Genomic DNA, 15,965 nt, shown 5'->3' with positions numbered 1-15,965 from the left:
AGAGCCGCACATGCCCCGCACACCACACACCCGCGCCCGCCACCGAGCGAGACCGGCCACGGCCGCGCTCGCAGCCGCCACCGTCCTCGCCTCCCTGCTCGCCGGGGCCGTCCCCAGCGCCGCGGCCGACGGTGACGAGCCCGCGCCCGTCCTCGTCGACCGCTTCGAGGGCGAGGTCCCGTTGGGCAGCCCGCCCGCAGACTCCCTCTTCACCTGGGGCGGCGACACCGACGACCACCCCGCTCTGGAGCTGAAGGAGCGCGCCGACGCCCCCGAAGGCGCCAAGGTCCTCCAGGGCACCTACGACATCAGCGCCTACGGCGGGCTCAGCCACGAGTTCGCCGTGGACCAGCCTCCCAGGGACTGGACGGCCCACAAGGGCGTCCGCTTCTGGTGGTACGGCCAGAACACCGCGCCCCTGCCGCCCGGTTCGGGCAAGCGGATCAACTTCGAGATCAAGGACGGCGGAGCGAACGGCGGCGCCTCCGAGCTGTGGACCACCTCCTTCACCGACGACTGGGAGGGCTGGCACCAGGTGGAGATCCCCTTCGCGGACTTCGTCTACCGGGCCGACTACCAGCCCGTCGGCGGCATCGACCAGGTCCTCGGCCTGAACGAGATGTGGGGCTACGCCCTCACCCTCCCGACCGGCGCCCCCGGCTCCTTCGCCATGGACGCCGTGGAGCTGTACGGGAAGGCGGACCCGGCCCTGAAGTCGAGCGTCGTCGTCGACTCCGCCGTGCACCCCGTCGAGGAGGGCGCCACCGCGGACATCAGGATCTCCGTCGCCACCACCGGTTCCCTCCCCACCGAGGAGCCCGTCACCGTCGCGTACACCACCGAAGGCGGCAGCGCCGGCGCCGGCGAGGACTACACACCGGTCACCGGCACGCACACCTTCCCGGCGGGCACCGCGTCCGGTACCACGCACACCGTCTCGGTGGCCACGGCCGAGGACAAGGGCGCCGAGACGGCGGAGACGATCCCGCTGGAACTCACCGTCACCGGGGCCAAGGCGCCCAAGGAGAACCCGCAGGTCGTCATCGACGCCCACGGGCTGCCGTACCAGAACGCGAAGCTCCCGGTGAAGAGGCGCGTCGCCGACCTGCTGTCGCGGTTGTCTCCGGCAGAGAAGGCCGGCCAGATGACCCAGGCCGAGCGCAACGCGCTCAGGTCACAGGGCGACATCGCCACGTACGACCTCGGCTCGCTGCTCTCCGGCGGCGGCTCCGTGCCCACCCCGAACACGCCCGAGGCATGGGCGAAGATGACCGACGCCTACCAACTGCGCGCGCAGGCGACCCGCTTCCAGATCCCGCTGATCTACGGTGTGGACGCGGTGCACGGCCACAACAACGTGATCGGCGCGACGATCATGCCGCACAACATCGGGATCGGCGCGGGCCGCGACCCGAAGCTCGCCGGGAAGACCGGCGCCGTCACCGCGAGCGAGGTCCGCGCCACAGGCATCCCGTGGGACTTCGCCCCCTGTGTGTGCGTCACCCGCGACGAGCGCTGGGGCCGTTCCTACGAGGCGTACGGCGAGGACCCGGCCCTGGTCGAGGCCATGGAGACGGTCATCACCGGCATGCAGGGCAGCCCCTCCGGCAAGGACCTCGACCGCAACGACAAGGTGCTGGCCAGCGCCAAGCACTTCGTCGGTGACGGCGGCACGGAGTTCGGCTCCTCCACCACCGGCTCGTACACCATCGACCAGGGCGTCACCAAGGTCACCCGCGAGGAACTCGAAGCGGTGCACCTCTCGCCGTTCACCGAGTCCGTGAAGCGCGGCGTCGGCACGGTCATGCCGTCGTACTCCTCGCTGGACGTCCTCGGCGACGACGCGGGTCCGGTGAAGATGCACGCCAACGCCGAGATGATCAACGGCGTGCTCAAGGACCGGATGGGCTTCGAGGGCTTCGTCATCAGCGACTGGCAGGCCATCGACCAGATCCCCGGCGACTACGCCAGCGACGTCCGCACCTCGGTCAACGCCGGCCTCGACATGATCATGGTGCCGACCGCGTACCAGGACTTCACGAAGACGCTCCAGGACGAGGTCGCCGCGGGCCGCGTCAGCCAGGCCCGTATCGACGACGCAGTCTCCCGGATCCTGACCCAGAAGTTCCGCCTGGGCCTCTTCGAGAAGCCGTACGCCGACACCTCCAACCTGGACGAGGTCGGTTCCGCCGGGCACCGCGCGGTCGCCCGCGAGGCAGCCGCGAAGTCCCAGGTCCTGCTGAAGAACGACGGCGCGGTACTCCCGCTGAAGCCGTCGCAGAAGGTGTACGTCGCCGGATCCAACGCCGATGACCTCGGCAACCAGGCCGGCGGCTGGACCATCAGCTGGCAGGGTGCCTCGGGTGCCACCACCCCGGGCACGACGATCCTGAAGGCCATCGAGAAGAACACCTCCTCCGCCACCTGGTCCCAGGACGCCTCCGCCCCCACCGAGGGACACGACGTCGGAGTCGTGGTCGTCGGCGAGAAGCCGTACGCCGAAGGCATCGGGGACGTCGGCAACGGCCACGACCTGGAACTCACCGACGCCGACAAGAAGGCCGTCGACACCGTCTGCGCCGCCATGAAGTGCGCGGTGCTCGTCGTCTCGGGCCGCCCGCAGCTCATCGGCGACCGCCTCGGCGACATCGACGCCCTGGTCGCCTCCTGGCTGCCCGGCACCGAGGGAGACGGCGTCGCCGACGTCCTCTACGGCAAGCGTGCCTTCACCGGACAGCTCCCGGTGACCTGGCCGAAGTCCGAGTCGCAGCTGCCGGTCAACGTCGGCGACGCCGCGTACGACCCTCAGTTCCCGTACGGCTGGGGACTGACCACGCTCCGCAAGGCCCCCAAGGGCGGCGAATCCGCCCTCGCCGGCCTCGCCGTCGCCGCACAGCTCGCCGAGCGGGCGGGTCTCGGGAAGACCACGGCCGGCAAGGAGATCGTGGACCGGGCGAGGCTGCTGGTGCAGCACAGGACCGGCGGGAAGCTGACCGAGGCGGTGTCGAAGCCGTTCGCCGAGGCCGACCATCTCCTGCTCACCGGCGACCTCACCGCAGCGGTGGCGAAGCTGCGCACGGCCTACCGCGCCGCGTAACAGCACGGACGTGACCCGGGCGGGCGACGCATTTCTCGCCCGTTCGGGTTACTTTCGGAGTATGCGGAAAAGGCTGTTCGCACCCTTGTGGGCCTGCCTGCTGCTGATGCTCTCGGTGGCCGTGCTGGCAATGATCCCCGCTGCCCAGGCCGCCGCCCCCGCCACGATCGACGACGCCGCCCGCGCTCTGCGCCAGGGCCCCGTGTACGTCGACCCGGCGGCGTCCGGTCAGCTCTCGGCGCCCCAGGAGGCCGCCCTGGAGAAGAAGATCACGGACGCCGACAAGCCGGTCTTCGTGGCCGTGCTGCCCGAGACGTCCGCGTACCCGCCCGAGAACCTCCTGCAGAACCTGCGCACCGACACCGGGATCACCGGCGTCTACGCGGTCCGCCTCGGCGACGGCTTCGACGCGGGCGCCGACCCGCAGGTGATGCCGACCCGGGCCGTCGACAACCTCACCACGGCCGTGAAGGCACCCGGCACGGACACGTCCGCCGCGTCCCAGCTCAACGCCTTCGTCGACCGCGCCGTCGACGAGGCGGAGGGCAGCGCCCCGGCCTCCTGGTCAGGCGGCGGTGCCGGTGACGGCGAGGAGAACGGCGTACCGGTGGCCGGCCTGGTCGTCCTCGGCGGAGTGGTGCTCCTGGGCGGAGGCACCGCGCTCGCCGTCGTCCGCCGCACCAAGAAGCGCAAGGAGGAGGAAGAGCGGGCCGCCCTGGAGAAGCTCCGGGTCGTCGTCGACGAGGACATCACCGCGTACGGCGAGACCCTGGACCGGCTGGACTTCCATCCCGCGGAGAAGGGCGCCGACGACGCGATGCGCATCGACTACGAGCGCGCGCTCGACTCCTACGAGAACGCCAAGTCCCGCATGGGCGACGCCCAGCACCCCTCCGACGTACGCGGGGTCACCCAGGCCCTGGAGGACGGCCGCTTCTCCCTCGCCGTCCTGGAGGCACGCCGCAGGGGCCGCGCGCTACCGGCGCGCCGGCCGCCCTGCTTCTTCGACCCCCGCCACGGGCCCTCGGTCGCGGACGTCCGGTGGACGCCGTCCGGTGGCGCGGCCCGGGAGGTCCCGGTCTGCGGCGCCGACGAGGTCCGGCTGCGCGAGGGCGAGGACCCCATGAGCCGCACGGTGGACACCGGCGACGGCCGACGCCGCCCCTACTGGGAGGCGGGACCGGCCTACGGCCCCTGGGCCGGCGGCTACTTCGGCGGAGGCCTGCTCCCGGGCCTGCTGGTCGGCACCATGCTCGGCTCGATGCTCGCCACCCCGGCGTACGCGGCGGAGTACGGCGGTGGCGACTTCGGCGCGGGTGGGGACTGGGGCGGTGGTGATGTCTCCGGCTCCGACTTCGACTCCTCCGGCTTCGGCGGCAGCGGCTTCGGGGACGGCGGAGGCTTCGGAGGCGGCGGAGGCTTCGGAGGCGGCGGAGGCTTCGACGGAGGCGGGTTCTGAGGTCTGAGCCCCTAGGCGTGTTTCGAAAGTCCCGTCTGCCTGGCGGCGTCTGGCAGGCGGGACTTTCGAAACACGCCCACTAAGCCTCCGGGTCCTGTGCCTTCGCGGCGGCGGCGGCCTCCCACGTCTCCGGCGCCCACACGCCTGAACGCTTGAGCGAGGCCGGGCAGTGCAGGTAGATCTCGTCGATCTCCACGACCAGTGCCAGATCGGGGCGGCGGCCCCTCACCGTCATCGCGTCGAAGAAGGGGGCGTCCGTGAGGATGCGGGCGCGGCCGTTGATCCGCAGGACGGTCATCACGCCGGGTATCAGGTAGAGCAGTCCGACGTGCGGGTTGGCCAGGATGTTGTGGAAGCTGTCGCCGCGGCGGTTGCCCGGCAGGTCGGGCAGTGCCAGGGTGCGCGAGTCCAGGACGAGCGTGAAGCCCGGTTCGCCGCCGCGCGGAGAGGTGTCGCAGTTGCCGTCCGCGTCCGAGGTCGACACGGCACAGAACGGCGCACGGGCCAGGAGGCCCAGGTCGGCCTCGGTGAGCTCCTCATGGACCTTGTCGATGACGATCGGCCACGGTTCGCCCAGGATCTCGCGCAACTGCTCCGCCGATCGCAGGGGCACCGCCCCGGCCAGGGGGTCACCGACGGAGGAGGGCGCGTCGGCGGTGGGTGCCACGGGCGCGGCGTTCGACAAGGGATTCTCCGTACCTCGTGGGGGCACCGCAGCGGATCGCTGACCTGGCACTGTTAGGCTCACCTTACTTATGCTCGCGGGCGCGCCCCGTCCCGGGGGCGACAAGCAAGGGTGAGGAACGATGCACAACCGCATGTCGCCGCCCCGGGTGCCCCTGCTGTGAGCGGCCTGGTTCTCCGAGCGGCGAAGACGCAGGCACCCGGGACAGCCGAGCGGCGCCCCGCACGCAGCCGCCCCGTCCTGGCCCTCGGACTCGTCGCTTCCGTGGCAGTCCTGATGCTGACCGTCCTGGCGAGCCTCGCCGTCGGTTCGGGAGACGTCTCCTTCGCCGACGTGCTGAACGGCGTGTGGGACCCGGACCTCGGTGTCAAGGGCCAGCTCATCGTCCAGGAGGTCCGCATCCCCCGCACCACGGCGGGCCTGCTGGCCGGTGCGGCGCTCGGCCTCGCGGGCACGGTGATGCAGGGCGTCGCCCGTAATCCGCTCGCCGATCCCCAGCTCCTCGGCATCAACGCGGGCGCCTCGGTCGCGGTGGTGTGCTCCATCAGCTTCTTCGGATTCACGGTCGCCACCCAGTACATCTGGTTCGGCTTCCTCGGCGCGCTCCTCGCCGCACTCCTCGTGTACGGCGTGGGTTCGCTCGGGCGGGAGGGCGCCACCCCGGTCAAACTGGCGCTGGCCGGTGCGGCGACGAGCGCCGTGCTCACGTCCGTGACCAGCACGGTCCTGCTCCAGGACCGTGACAGTTACGACCGTTTCCGCTTCTGGCAGCTCGGGGCGCTGACGGCCCGGGACGCGGACGTGCTGTGGCAGGTGTCCCCGTTCGTCGCGGCCGGCGCCGTCCTCGCGCTGCTGCTCGGTCCGCAGCTCAACGCCCTGTCGCTCGGCGACGACCTGGCCCGGGGCCTCGGCCAGCGGGTGGGGCTCGCCCGGCTGACCTCGGCACTCGCCGTGGTGCTGCTGTGCGGGGCTGCGACCGTCGCCGCCGGCCCGATCGGCTTCGTCGGCCTCGCCGTCCCGCATGCCGCCCGGCTCGTCACCGGCCCCGACTACCGCTGGGTACTTCCCTACAGCATGGTGTTCGCCCCGGTCATGCTGCTCGTCGCCGACATCGTCGGCCGTGTCATCGCCCCGCCCGGTGAGGTCCAGGTGGGTGTGGTCACCGCCGCGATCGGCTGCATCCCCTTCATCTGGCTGGTCCGGCGCAGGAAGCAGGTGGAGCTGTGACCGGGGCCGCTCTCCGGGAGACGCCGGACGCCCGCGTCGCGGACGCCGTACGCACGGTGGCACGCGTACGCGGCAGGGGGCGCGGGCGCTCCGTGCTGGTGGCGGCCGGCCTGCTGGCCGCCGTGGTGGTGATGTTCGCCGTCTCGCTCAGCGTGGGCGACATGGTGGTGCCGCTCGGCAAGGTCGTGGAGACCCTGCTCGGCGGCGGTGACGGCGGCTCGCGGTTCGTCGTGCTGGAACTGCGCCTGCCCCGTGCTCTGCTCGCGGTCCTCGTCGGCATGGGCTTCGGGCTCTCCGGAGCCGTCTTCCAGTCCGTGCTGCGCAATCCGCTGGCCAGCCCGGACGTCATCGGTATCAGTGCCGGGGCGAGCGCGGTCGCCGTCACCGCCTCGCTGCTCTTCCAGATCAGCGGCCTCGCGCTGTCCGCGAGCGCTCTGGTCGGGGCCGTGGCCGCCGGCGCGGCCATCTACCTGCTCGCCTGGCGGCAGGGAGTGGCCGGGCAGCGACTCGTGCTGATCGGCGTGGGATTCGGCACCGGACTGAGCAGCGTGGTCTGGTACGTGATGGCCCGCTCCGACGTCGCGGACGCCCAGGAGGCGTACCTCTGGCTGACGGGCACCCTCAACGGCCGCTCCTGGGGCCAGGTGTGGCCGCTGGTGAGCGCCCTCGCCGTCCTCGTGCCGCTCACCGTCCTCGCCGCCCGCGCGCTGGCTCCCCTCCAGCTCGGGGACGACGCGGCAGCCGGTCTCGGTGCCCGTGTGGAGCCCGGTCGTCTGGCGCTGCTGGGCTGCGCGACCGGCCTCGCGGGCGTCGCGACCGCGGCGGCGGGGCCGGTCAACTTCGTGGCGTTCGTGGCCGGGCCGATCGCTCGGCGCCTGGTCCCGGGCCGTGGCGCCGCACTGCCGCACGCGGCGCTGACCGGGGCACTGATCGTCCTGGTCGCCGACTTCGGCGCGCAGCATCTGCTGCCGGCGGTCCAGCTGCCGGTGGGCGTGGTGACCAGCATCATCGGCGCCCCCTATCTGCTGCTGCTCCTGGCCCGCGCCAACCGAGGGGGCAGCGGTGGCTGACCTTCGGACATCCGAGACCGATGACGACGAAAGGCGTGGCCGCGCCGTGGCTGAGCACACTCTTCGAGCCCAGGGCGTCAGCCTCGGCTACGGCGACCGGGAGATCGTCTCCGGCCTGGACGTGAACGTCCCGCCGGGGCGGATCACGGTCATCGTGGGCCCGAACGCCTGTGGCAAATCGACCCTGCTGCGCGCGATGGCGCGGCTGCTCGCGCCCTCCGAGGGCGCGGTACTGCTGGACGGCCGGAGCATCCAGCAGATGCCGACGAAAGAGGTCGCCGCAGTGCTCGGCATCCTCCCGCAGAGCCCGTCGGCGCCGGAGGGGATCACCGTCTCCGACCTCGTCGGGCGCGGCCGTTACCCGCATCAGGGCTGGTTCCGGCGCTGGACCGCCGAGGACGACGAGGCGGTCGCCCGGGCGCTGCTCTCGACCGGCACCCTCGACCTCGCCGACCGGCCGGTGGACGAGCTCTCGGGCGGTCAGCGCCAGCGGGTCTGGATAGCGATGGCGCTCTCGCAGCGGACGGACATCCTGCTGCTTGACGAGCCGACGACCTTCCTGGACGCCAGCCACCAGCTGGACGTCCTCGACCTGCTCACCGACCTGAACCACGACCACGGCGTGACCATGGTGGCGGTACTGCACGACCTGAATCTGGCCTGCCGCTACGCCGACCACATGATCGCCATGAAGGACGGACGGATCGTCGCGGAGGGCCGGCCCTCCGACATCGTCACGGAGTCGCTGGTCGGCGAGGTGTTCGGCATGCGCTGTTCGGTGCTGGAGGACCCCGCGTCGGCCACCCCGATGGTGGTGCCGCTGGGCCGCCACCACGTACGGAGTGCGGGTGCCCGCCCTGCCCCGGATTTTTAGGTGAGGCTACCCTAATCAGCATGAACGATTCCGCTCCACGCTCCCGCCGGTCCCGGCGCACTCCGGCCCTCATGGCCGGCATCGTCGCGGTCCTGCTCGCCGGCTCGGCCGCCTGTGGCTCCTCCGACGACACCACCACCTCCGACTCCTCCTCCTCGGCCGGAGCGGCCGAGGGCGCCTTCCCCGCGAAGGTCGCGACGAAGTTCGGCGAGATCACCGTCGACAAGGCCCCGAAGCGCATCGTCGCGCTCGGCTGGGGCGACGCCGAGACGGTGCTCGCGCTCGGCGGTCAGCCCGTCGGGGCGAGCGACTGGCTGGCGTTCGGCGGCGAGGGCGTCGGGCCGTGGGCCAAGGGCCGGTACGACAAGAGCCCGCAGATGATCGGCACCCTGGAGCCCGAGTTCGAGAAGATCGCGGCGCTCCAGCCGGACCTCATCCTCGACACCAAGTCCAGTGGTGACCAGACGCGTTACGACACCCTGAGCAAGATAGCCACGACCGTGGGTGTGCCCGAAGGGGGCGAGCAGTACAAGCTCTCCTGGGAGAAGCAGACCGAGATGGTCGCCGCCGCCATGGGCGTCCCGGAGAAGGGTGAGAAGCTCATCGCGGACACCGAGGCGAAGTTCGCCGAGGCCGTGAAGGCACACCCCGAGTTCAAGGGCAGCACGATCACGCTCGGCTCCCGTACCTCCGAGGGTTACGGGGCCTACGTCTCCGGCACCGGGCGGGTCGACTTCGTCGAGCGCCTCGGCTTCGAGAACAACCCGGCCGTCGAGGCCGAAGCCGGCGAGGGCTTCTCGGTCTCCGTCTCCAAGGAGAACCTGGACCTGCTCGACGCCGACCTGACGGTCATGGCGCCCATCGGCATCCCGGCCACCGACATCAGCGACGACCCGCTGTTCAAGGCGGTCCCGTCGGTGAAGGCCGGGCACTCCCTCGTCTTCGACGACAAGGGCATCAGCCAGGCGTTCGCCACCGACTCGGTGCTGTCGACCGGTTACGCGCTGGAGAAGGTTGTTCCGCTCTTCGCGGAGAAGATGAAGTAGGCGAGGGCGGATCACTCCGCGTCCCCCGCCACCTGGTGGCGGGGGACGCGAACCGATGGGAGGCTGAGGTCGATGGACCGTGACCGGGTGGAGAAGCAGCTGCTGGACGGTTTGACCGTCGACACCAGCAGGCCGGAGCAGCCGATCCTGCTGGACGAGGCGGGCAGGCCGATCAAGACCTGGCGGGAGAACTACCCCTACGACGTCAAGATCCGCCGCAGGGAGTACGAGCGGGTCAAGCGCATCCTCCAGATAGAGATGCTGAAGCTCCAGCGGTGGACCAAGGAGACCGGCGCGCGGGTCGTCGTGCTCTGCGAGGGGCGGGACGCGGCGGGCAAGGGCGGCACCATCCAGCGGTTCACCGAGCGCCTCAACCCACGTGGTGCGCGCATCGTGGCCCTGGACAAGCCCACGGACCGCGAGCGTGGCCAGTGGTACTTCCAGCGCTACGTGGCCCACCTCCCGGCGCCCGGCGAGCTCGTCTTCTTCGACCGCTCCTGGTACAACCGGGCCGGGGTGGAACGCGTCATGGGCTTCTGCACCCCGCCCGAATACGAACTCTTCCTCCAGCAGTGCCCGGCCTTCGAGCAGATGCTCGTCGACGACGGGATGATCGTCGTCAAGTTCTGGTTCTCCGTCTCCCGCGCCGAGCAGCGCACCCGCTTCGCCATCCGCCAGGTCGACCCGGTGCGCCAGTGGAAGCTCTCGCCCACGGACATCGACTCCCTCGACCGCTGGGACGACTACACCACGGCGAAGATCGACATGTTCCGTGCCACCGACACCGAGCACGCGCCGTGGACCGTGGTGAAGAGCAACGACAAGCGCAGGGCACGCCTCGAAGCGATGCGCAGCCTCCTCGCCCGCATCGACTACGCGGCGAAGGACGCCGACACCGTCGGCAAGCCGGACCCCCTCATCGTGGGTGCCGCCGCGACCCTGCTGGAGCCGGGCGAGGAGGACACCGCCCTCTCACCCACCCGCCTCGCACCGAACACCGACGGGCCGGGGGAGCACCCGTGACGGGCTCAGTCACGCGTGGCGGTGACGTCACCGTCGGTCGACGGTGACGTCACCGTCGGTCGACGGTGGTCAGCGTCATGCCGTGCTCGTCCGCGTCCGCGGCGGCGGGGACGGGGACGTCCACCGAGGTCCTGCCGTTCCGCGTCGACGTCGTAGGCGGGCGCGTCGTGGGGCAGCGCCACCCGTACCGAACCGTCCGTCGTGGCGGCGGTGGGACGGGAAGGTCCATGCCTGCTCGCCTTCCCCGTGGTGGGCCGTCCGATGGCACGCTGCCGCGAACCCGCACGGCAGGTCTACCGCCGGACCGTCGCCTGAGCGCCTGCGGCGTCCCACCTGACGGGCGTGCACGGGGCGGCCGGAGCCCGGCACACCGGCTCCGGCCGCACGACCCCGCACGACCGGTGTCAGCTCTCGTGGACCGTCATCTCGCCGAGCAACGACCAGTCGTCCTGCGGGACCTTCGTGTTGATGATCCTGGGCGTCGCCACGAGATGAGGCGGCAGGTCCCGCTGTGCGGCCTTGAAGTGCGCGGAGCCCACGTGCGCCGCGCCGGCCTCGTCGTCCCGGAACGCCTCCACCAGGACGTACTCCGTCGGATCGTCGAGGCTGCGGGACCAGTCGAACCACAGGCATCCGGGTTCGGCGCGCGTCGCCCGGGTGAACTCCTCCACCACCTCGGGCCACCGCTCCGCGTGCTCGGTGCGGACACGGAACTTCACGGTGATGACAATCAAGGGGCCACTTCCTTCGTCGTCAGTGATGGGGGTCTACGGGATGAGGATCGCGCGGCCCCGGATCCGGCCGCTTCCGAGGTCGTCCAGGGCGTCCTGGAAACGGTCGAGAGGGTATGTGGCGGTGTGCAGGTTCACGCGCCCCTGCGCCGCCAGGACCATCAGCTCGCACAGGTCGTTGTAGGAGCCGACGAGGTTGCCGATGAAGTTGATCTCGGCGGAGATGATGTCGATGGTCGGTACGTCGATGTTCTCGCCGTAACCGACCACGTGGTAGTCGCCCGCCTGACGCAGCATGCCGACGCCGTCCTTGGTGGAGCCGCCCTCGCCGACGAAGTCGATGACCGCCTCCGCCCCAGCCCCACCGGTCAGTTCGCGCACCCTCTCCACCTGGTCGCCCCCGGCGACGACACCGTGGTCGGCCCCGATGGACACGGCCAGGTCCACCGCGTCGGGATTGCGGTCCACGACGACGATCTCGGCGGCCGTGAGGGCCTTCAGCACCTGTACGCCGATGTGCCCCAGCCCGCCCGCGCCGATCACGACGCAGCGGTCACCGGGCCGCAGCTTCCGGGCGGCCTTCGCCGCCGCGTGGTACGCGGTCAGGCCCGCGTCGGCGAGAGCCGCGACATCGGCCGGCTCGAGGGAGTCGTCGATCCGCACGACGCTGCGCGCGGAGGTCTTCAGGTACTCGGCGTATCCGCCGGCCGTGTCGATACCGGGGAAGAGGCTGTTCTCGCAGTGCACGTCGTCACCTGCCCGGCACGCCCGGCACAGTCCGCAGGTGATCAGCGGATGCACGATGACCTTGTCACCCTCGGAGACATGGGTGACCGCGCCGCCGACCGCATGGACCCAGCCGGCGTTCTCATGCCCGATCGTGTACGGCAGCGTCACCCCGGACTTCTGGGCCCACTGCCCTTCCAGGATGTGGATGTCGGTCCGGCACACACCGGCCCCGCCGATCCTGACGATCACGTCGTACGGGCCGGTGACCTCCGGGGCCGGGACCTCGGCCATCTCGAGGTTCTTGCCGTAGCCCACGACCTGGACAGCTTTCACGAGGCGTTCTCCTTCACGAGGTCCCCGGCACGCGGGGACTGGTCGGCGGCGGACTGCGGATACCGGGTGCGGAGCAGCCCCCGGCAGAAATGGGCGTTGCCGTCGATCGACACCCGGACCGAACGGGCGAAGCGCAGCCGGAGCGGGACCTCCCCCTGCGGGAAGCGCAGCCCGTTCCCGTCCACCAGGACCGGCTCGGACGGTGCCACGCCGAGACCCAGCGCCGCGCGCCGCCGCAGCAGCGCGCCGGTCACCGTCACGTCGGGGAGGTCGCCGAGGACCACGTCGTGGAGGTCCTCCTCGGTGAGGTCCGGGTTCTCCCGGAGCAGGGCGGACAGCGCCCGCTCCATCGCCGCGGTGTGCGCCTTCTGCCGGAACGTCAGCCGCAGCGCTTCGAGATCCTTCTCCGCCTCGGCCCCGAACGTTCCGCGGTAACCCGCGTCCGCCGCCAGCCCCCGGTTGATCAGGTCGGAGTCGTGATGGTCGTCGAGGAGCACCACGACATCGCGCGCCCAGGACAGCGCCGTCAGCGCGTCCTTGGAGTCGGAGGCCATCAGGTACGCGAAGTTCGGCGAACAGAACGAGGTGGGCAGCCTGAGATGAACGGTGATCGCCCCGCCGGCGCCCACGGCCACCGAGCGCACGAAGCCGAGGTCGGTGATCGGCTCGTCCAGCTCCGGGTCGAAGACCGTGTCCAGCGCCGCGCGCGCGGACAGTTCCCGTGCGTCGGTGGACATCTCAGGCCACCACCGGTTCGGTGACGCCCAGCCCGGCCGGGACCTCGATGTCGTACATGGCGGCCGCGTTCAGTCCGAGCACCTTCTTCTTCTGCGCCAGGGTGATCGGCGCGTACTCGGTCATGTCCTCGGGGATCTGGAAGTCGACGAACCGCTCGATGAGCCACCGGGGCGTCCACAGCGCGTAGTCGCTGGAGAACTGGATGCGGTTCTCGTCCAGCCAGTACAGCAGCTCGCCGATGATCTGCGCGAAGTACCGCGGCCGGCTGTGGATGAAGGGCATCGCGACCGCGAGACCCGCGTGCACGTTCGGTTCCTGCGTGGCGATCCAGCAGAAGTCCTCCAGCCGGGGCAGACCGCAGTGCTCGACGACGAAGTTCATCTCGGGGAACTGCGTGGCCGCCCTGTCGACGTCCGCCACATCGAACGCGTCCCGGTCGAGCGGCCGGATCGTCGGGCCCTTGTGGATGTGGATGTTGTTGATCCCGAGCTCCTGACAGGCCTCGAGATAGCGGTACGTCCACGGGTCGTCCAGCTTGTAGCCACGGCTGTCGCCCTTCCACTCCGCCGTGTACAGCTTCGCGCCCTTGAGCTGGAACCGCTCGGCGTCCCGCCGCAGCTGGTCGAGCCCCTTCTGCTCGTACCGCGGGTCCCAGGAGTGGTTGTACGTCAGCTTGTCCGGGTGCCGCTGTGCGAGCGCGAAGGACTCCTCGGTCTGCCCGAAACCGTTGCGGTAGAACGCTCCCAGCCGCGCGGGCTGGAAGATGGCGTGGTCGACGTACCCGTCGACGAAGAGGTCCTTCATCAGGCGCTCGCCGCCGTAGTAGAGGAAGTCCCCTGCGTACGGCCACAGCTCCGACTCGGGGCTCAGGTTGCGGTGGTAGTCGTAGAAGCAGTCGATGAACTGCTTGCCGTGGATGTTGAGCTGGTTCTCGGGACGCGCGTCCCACAGCGCGACGTGGGCGTCCACGATGAAGTAGTTCTCGCCGTCCTTGGAATACATCTGTCTCTCCTCAGTGCGCGACGGATGGCTGACCGGGTGCGGGCTCGACGCCCCGCGTCAGGAGAACTGGATGCCGCCGTCGATCATGACGGACTGGCCGGTCATGTAGTCCGAGTCCCGCGAGGCCAGATACGAGACGAAGGACGCGACGTCCGCGGGCTCCTCGACCCGGCCGAGCGCGATCGCCTCCGCGTACTTCTTGATGGCGCGGCCCTTCTGCAGGCCCTCGGCCTCCGCCAGCCGCTCGTCGATGAGGTCCCACATGTCGGTGCCGACGATTCCCGGGCAGTACGCGTTGACGGTGATGCCGTGCTGCGCCCACTCCATGGCCGCGGCCTGGGTCAGCCCCCGCACGCCCCACTTCGACGCCGAGTAGGTGCCGAGCAGCGCGAACGGGCGGTACGCGACGATCGAGGCGGCACCGATGATCTTGCCGCCACCGCCCTGGGCGATCATCTGGCGCGCAGCGGCCTGGTAGGAGAGGAAGACGCCGCGCAGGTTCACCGCCATGACCTGCTCGAACTCGTCGAGCCCGGTGTCCAGCAGCGGAGTGACCCTGGCGATCCCGGCGTTTGCCACATAGACGTCGACCCTGCCGAAGCGGTCCGCGACCTCTTCCACGAGGGCGTCGGTCTGCTCCTTGCTGGTCACGTCGGCGTGCACGGCCAGCGCCCGGCGTCCCTTCTTCTCGATGCCGGCCGCCACCTCGCTCAGCTCCTCGCCCATGCCGGGGAGGTCGGCGACGGCCACATCGAGCCCGTCCTCGGCCAGCCGCTCGGCGATGCTGCGGCCGATGCCCCGGGCCGCGCCGGTGACGATCGCGGTACGGGCTGCGTTGTCGGCGGAAGTCATAGGTGCTCCTGTGCTCGACGGTAAGCCGCCGCACCTTTCGTGCGGTGCTGCCCATCAGCGTGGGGGCAGGGGGCGCCGTCGAGTTTTTCAATGTGGAACACACGGCGGCGCCCGGTCGTACGGCGGTGCGTCACACGGCCGTACCGCCGGTCACCACCGGGCGACGACCGGCGCGTCGGGACGGTGCCGCCGCCACATGCCGGTGAGGCGGGTGAGCCGTTCCGCAGCGGCGAAACCGTGCATCGCCGCCACCTTGCCGTCGCTGATCTCACACGCCACGGCGCCGATGACCCGGTCGTCGAGCACGGCGAGCACGGCCGGCCAGCCGTTGACCCGCCCGAGGTGGATCGTGGGCGAGCCACCGGCCAGGCGCCGCTTCGCGGGCGTGGGTCTGAAAGCGGTCCGCATCATGGAGGCGACGCGTGCGGGGGTCTCGTAGCGCCACAGCGTCCTCGCGAGGCCCGCCCCGTCGGAGACCGCGCTCGCATCGTCGGTGAGGAGAGCCACCAGACGTTCGGTACGACCCGAGGACGCGGCGGCGAGGAACTCCTCGAGGACCTTGCGCGCGGACGACGGGTCGACCTCACCGCTGCCACGGCGGACGGCTGCGACCCGGCCCCGGGCCCGGTGGGCGTGCTGCTGGCTCGCCGACTCCGAGATGCCGAGGATTCCGGCGATCTCGGAGTGAGGGTAGGAGAACACCTCGCGCAGGACGTACACGGCCCGTTCGACCGGTGAGAGACGCTCCATCAGGGTCAGGACGGCGAGCGACACCGATTCGCGCTGCTCGAAGGTGTCGGCCGGGCCGAGCATCGGGTCGCCGTCGAGCAGCGGCTCGGGCATCCAGGTGCCGGCCGCGCGTTCCCGGCGCACCGGTGCCGAGCGGAGCCGGTCCAGGCACAGGTTGGTGACGACCTTGGCCAGCCACGCCTCCGGCACCTCGATCCGCTCCCGGTCGGCGGCGTGCCAGCGCAGGTACGCGTCCTGCACGACGTCCTCGGCATCGGCAGCCGAACCGAGCAGGCGGTACGCGAGCGAGGCCAGCCGGGGCCGGCCGGCCTCGAAGCGATCAGCGGTGGTGCTGTCCATGCGGAGGACC

Annotated in this window: 14 protein-coding genes; 7 read left to right on the top strand and 7 right to left on the bottom strand. The window is 70.9% G+C overall.

All coding sequences use genetic code 11. From position 1 onward, the window contains the following. Positions 1-10: 10 nt before the first annotated feature. On the top strand, positions 11-3,097 hold the full coding sequence (locus tag ACFYSH_RS05275; protein WP_359474972.1) for a glycoside hydrolase family 3 N-terminal domain-containing protein: 3,087 nt from the start codon (positions 11-13) through the stop codon (positions 3,095-3,097). 61 nt (positions 3,098-3,158) lie between these two features. Beyond that, positions 3,159-4,556: a hypothetical protein gene (locus ACFYSH_RS05270; protein WP_359474969.1), complete on the top strand. Its 1,398-nt coding sequence runs from the start codon at positions 3,159-3,161 to the stop codon at positions 4,554-4,556. Positions 4,557-4,635: 79 nt separating this feature from the next. Here the strand turns inward: ACFYSH_RS05270 and ACFYSH_RS05265 are convergent, their stop codons facing one another. Next, positions 4,636-5,241, bottom strand: a complete 606-nt coding sequence (locus ACFYSH_RS05265) for an MSMEG_1061 family FMN-dependent PPOX-type flavoprotein (RefSeq protein ID WP_359474966.1) — start codon at positions 5,239-5,241, stop codon at positions 4,636-4,638. Between the two features lie 159 nt (positions 5,242-5,400). Between ACFYSH_RS05265 and ACFYSH_RS05260 the strand changes: the two genes are divergently transcribed. From ACFYSH_RS05260 to ppk2, 5 genes are all read left to right on the top strand, one after another. Beyond that, complete coding sequence (locus ACFYSH_RS05260; RefSeq protein WP_388750976.1) at positions 5,401-6,468, top strand: FecCD family ABC transporter permease; 1,068 nt, start codon at positions 5,401-5,403, stop codon at positions 6,466-6,468. Continuing rightward, positions 6,465-7,538 (top strand): iron chelate uptake ABC transporter family permease subunit, encoded by a 1,074-nt coding sequence (locus ACFYSH_RS05255; RefSeq protein ID WP_359474963.1) that lies wholly within the window; start codon positions 6,465-6,467, stop codon positions 7,536-7,538. Before ACFYSH_RS05260 ends, ACFYSH_RS05255 begins: the two co-directional genes overlap by 4 nt. A 46-nt stretch (positions 7,539-7,584) precedes the next feature. Then, positions 7,585-8,412: an ABC transporter ATP-binding protein gene (locus ACFYSH_RS05250; protein ID WP_388750974.1), complete on the top strand. Its 828-nt coding sequence runs from the start codon at positions 7,585-7,587 to the stop codon at positions 8,410-8,412. A 20-nt stretch (positions 8,413-8,432) separates the two neighbouring features. Then, on the top strand, positions 8,433-9,458 hold the full coding sequence (locus ACFYSH_RS05245) for an iron-siderophore ABC transporter substrate-binding protein (RefSeq protein ID WP_388750972.1): 1,026 nt from the start codon (positions 8,433-8,435) through the stop codon (positions 9,456-9,458). 72 nt (positions 9,459-9,530) lie between these two features. Beyond that, positions 9,531-10,481: a polyphosphate kinase 2 gene (ppk2, locus tag ACFYSH_RS05240; RefSeq protein WP_359474954.1), complete on the top strand. Its 951-nt coding sequence runs from the start codon at positions 9,531-9,533 to the stop codon at positions 10,479-10,481. Between the two features lie 404 nt (positions 10,482-10,885). On the opposite strand, the gene ACFYSH_RS05235 is transcribed toward ppk2, so the two are convergent. The 6 genes from ACFYSH_RS05235 to ACFYSH_RS05210 form a co-directional block, all read right to left on the bottom strand. Further along, positions 10,886-11,215 carry a putative quinol monooxygenase gene (locus tag ACFYSH_RS05235; RefSeq protein ID WP_359474951.1) on the bottom strand — a complete coding sequence of 110 codons (330 nt, stop codon included), beginning with the start codon at positions 11,213-11,215 and terminating at the stop codon, positions 10,886-10,888. A 33-nt stretch (positions 11,216-11,248) separates the two neighbouring features. Then, complete coding sequence (locus tag ACFYSH_RS05230; RefSeq protein ID WP_359474948.1) at positions 11,249-12,274, bottom strand: NAD(P)-dependent alcohol dehydrogenase; 1,026 nt, start codon at positions 12,272-12,274, stop codon at positions 11,249-11,251. After that, positions 12,271-13,011 carry an iron-sulfur cluster assembly protein gene (locus ACFYSH_RS05225; protein WP_359474945.1) on the bottom strand — a complete coding sequence of 247 codons (741 nt, stop codon included), beginning with the start codon at positions 13,009-13,011 and terminating at the stop codon, positions 12,271-12,273. The genes ACFYSH_RS05230 and ACFYSH_RS05225 overlap by 4 nt, the downstream gene beginning before the upstream one ends. A gap of 1 nt (position 13,012) precedes the next feature. Beyond that, positions 13,013-14,014: an amidohydrolase family protein gene (locus tag ACFYSH_RS05220; RefSeq protein ID WP_388750968.1), complete on the bottom strand. Its 1,002-nt coding sequence runs from the start codon at positions 14,012-14,014 to the stop codon at positions 13,013-13,015. Positions 14,015-14,071: 57 nt separating this feature from the next. After that, positions 14,072-14,866, bottom strand: coding sequence for an acetoin reductase (locus tag ACFYSH_RS05215; RefSeq protein ID WP_359474939.1), 795 nt, complete (start codon positions 14,864-14,866; stop codon positions 14,072-14,074). 150 nt (positions 14,867-15,016) lie between these two features. After that, positions 15,017-15,955, bottom strand: a complete 939-nt coding sequence (locus ACFYSH_RS05210) for a sigma-70 family RNA polymerase sigma factor (protein ID WP_359474936.1) — start codon at positions 15,953-15,955, stop codon at positions 15,017-15,019. Between the last annotated feature and the right edge of the window lie 10 nt (positions 15,956-15,965).

This window comes from Streptomyces sp. NPDC005791, assembly GCF_042871485.1.
Taxonomy (GTDB): domain Bacteria; phylum Actinomycetota; class Actinomycetes; order Streptomycetales; family Streptomycetaceae; genus Streptomyces.
Note: the sequence above shows the minus strand (reverse complement) of the source record. Positions and strands in the feature narration are given on the sequence as shown.

What these genes read in the sequence shown, in the direction of transcription:
- ACFYSH_RS05275 (WP_359474972.1), top strand. Translation starts at nt 11, where the DNA reads ATGCCCCGCACACCACACACCCGCGCCCGCCACCGAGCGAGACCGGCC.
- ACFYSH_RS05270 (WP_359474969.1), top strand. Translation starts at nt 3,159, where the DNA reads ATGCGGAAAAGGCTGTTCGCACCCTTGTGGGCCTGCCTGCTGCTGATG.
- ACFYSH_RS05245 (WP_388750972.1), top strand. Translation starts at nt 8,433, where the DNA reads ATGAACGATTCCGCTCCACGCTCCCGCCGGTCCCGGCGCACTCCGGCC.
- ppk2 (WP_359474954.1), top strand. Translation starts at nt 9,531, where the DNA reads ATGGACCGTGACCGGGTGGAGAAGCAGCTGCTGGACGGTTTGACCGTC.
- ACFYSH_RS05225 (WP_359474945.1), bottom strand. Translation starts at nt 13,011, where the DNA reads ATGTCCACCGACGCACGGGAACTGTCCGCGCGCGCGGCGCTGGACACG.
- ACFYSH_RS05220 (WP_388750968.1), bottom strand. Translation starts at nt 14,014, where the DNA reads ATGTATTCCAAGGACGGCGAGAACTACTTCATCGTGGACGCCCACGTC.
- ACFYSH_RS05215 (WP_359474939.1), bottom strand. Translation starts at nt 14,866, where the DNA reads ATGACTTCCGCCGACAACGCAGCCCGTACCGCGATCGTCACCGGCGCG.
- ACFYSH_RS05210 (WP_359474936.1), bottom strand. Translation starts at nt 15,955, where the DNA reads ATGGACAGCACCACCGCTGATCGCTTCGAGGCCGGCCGGCCCCGGCTG.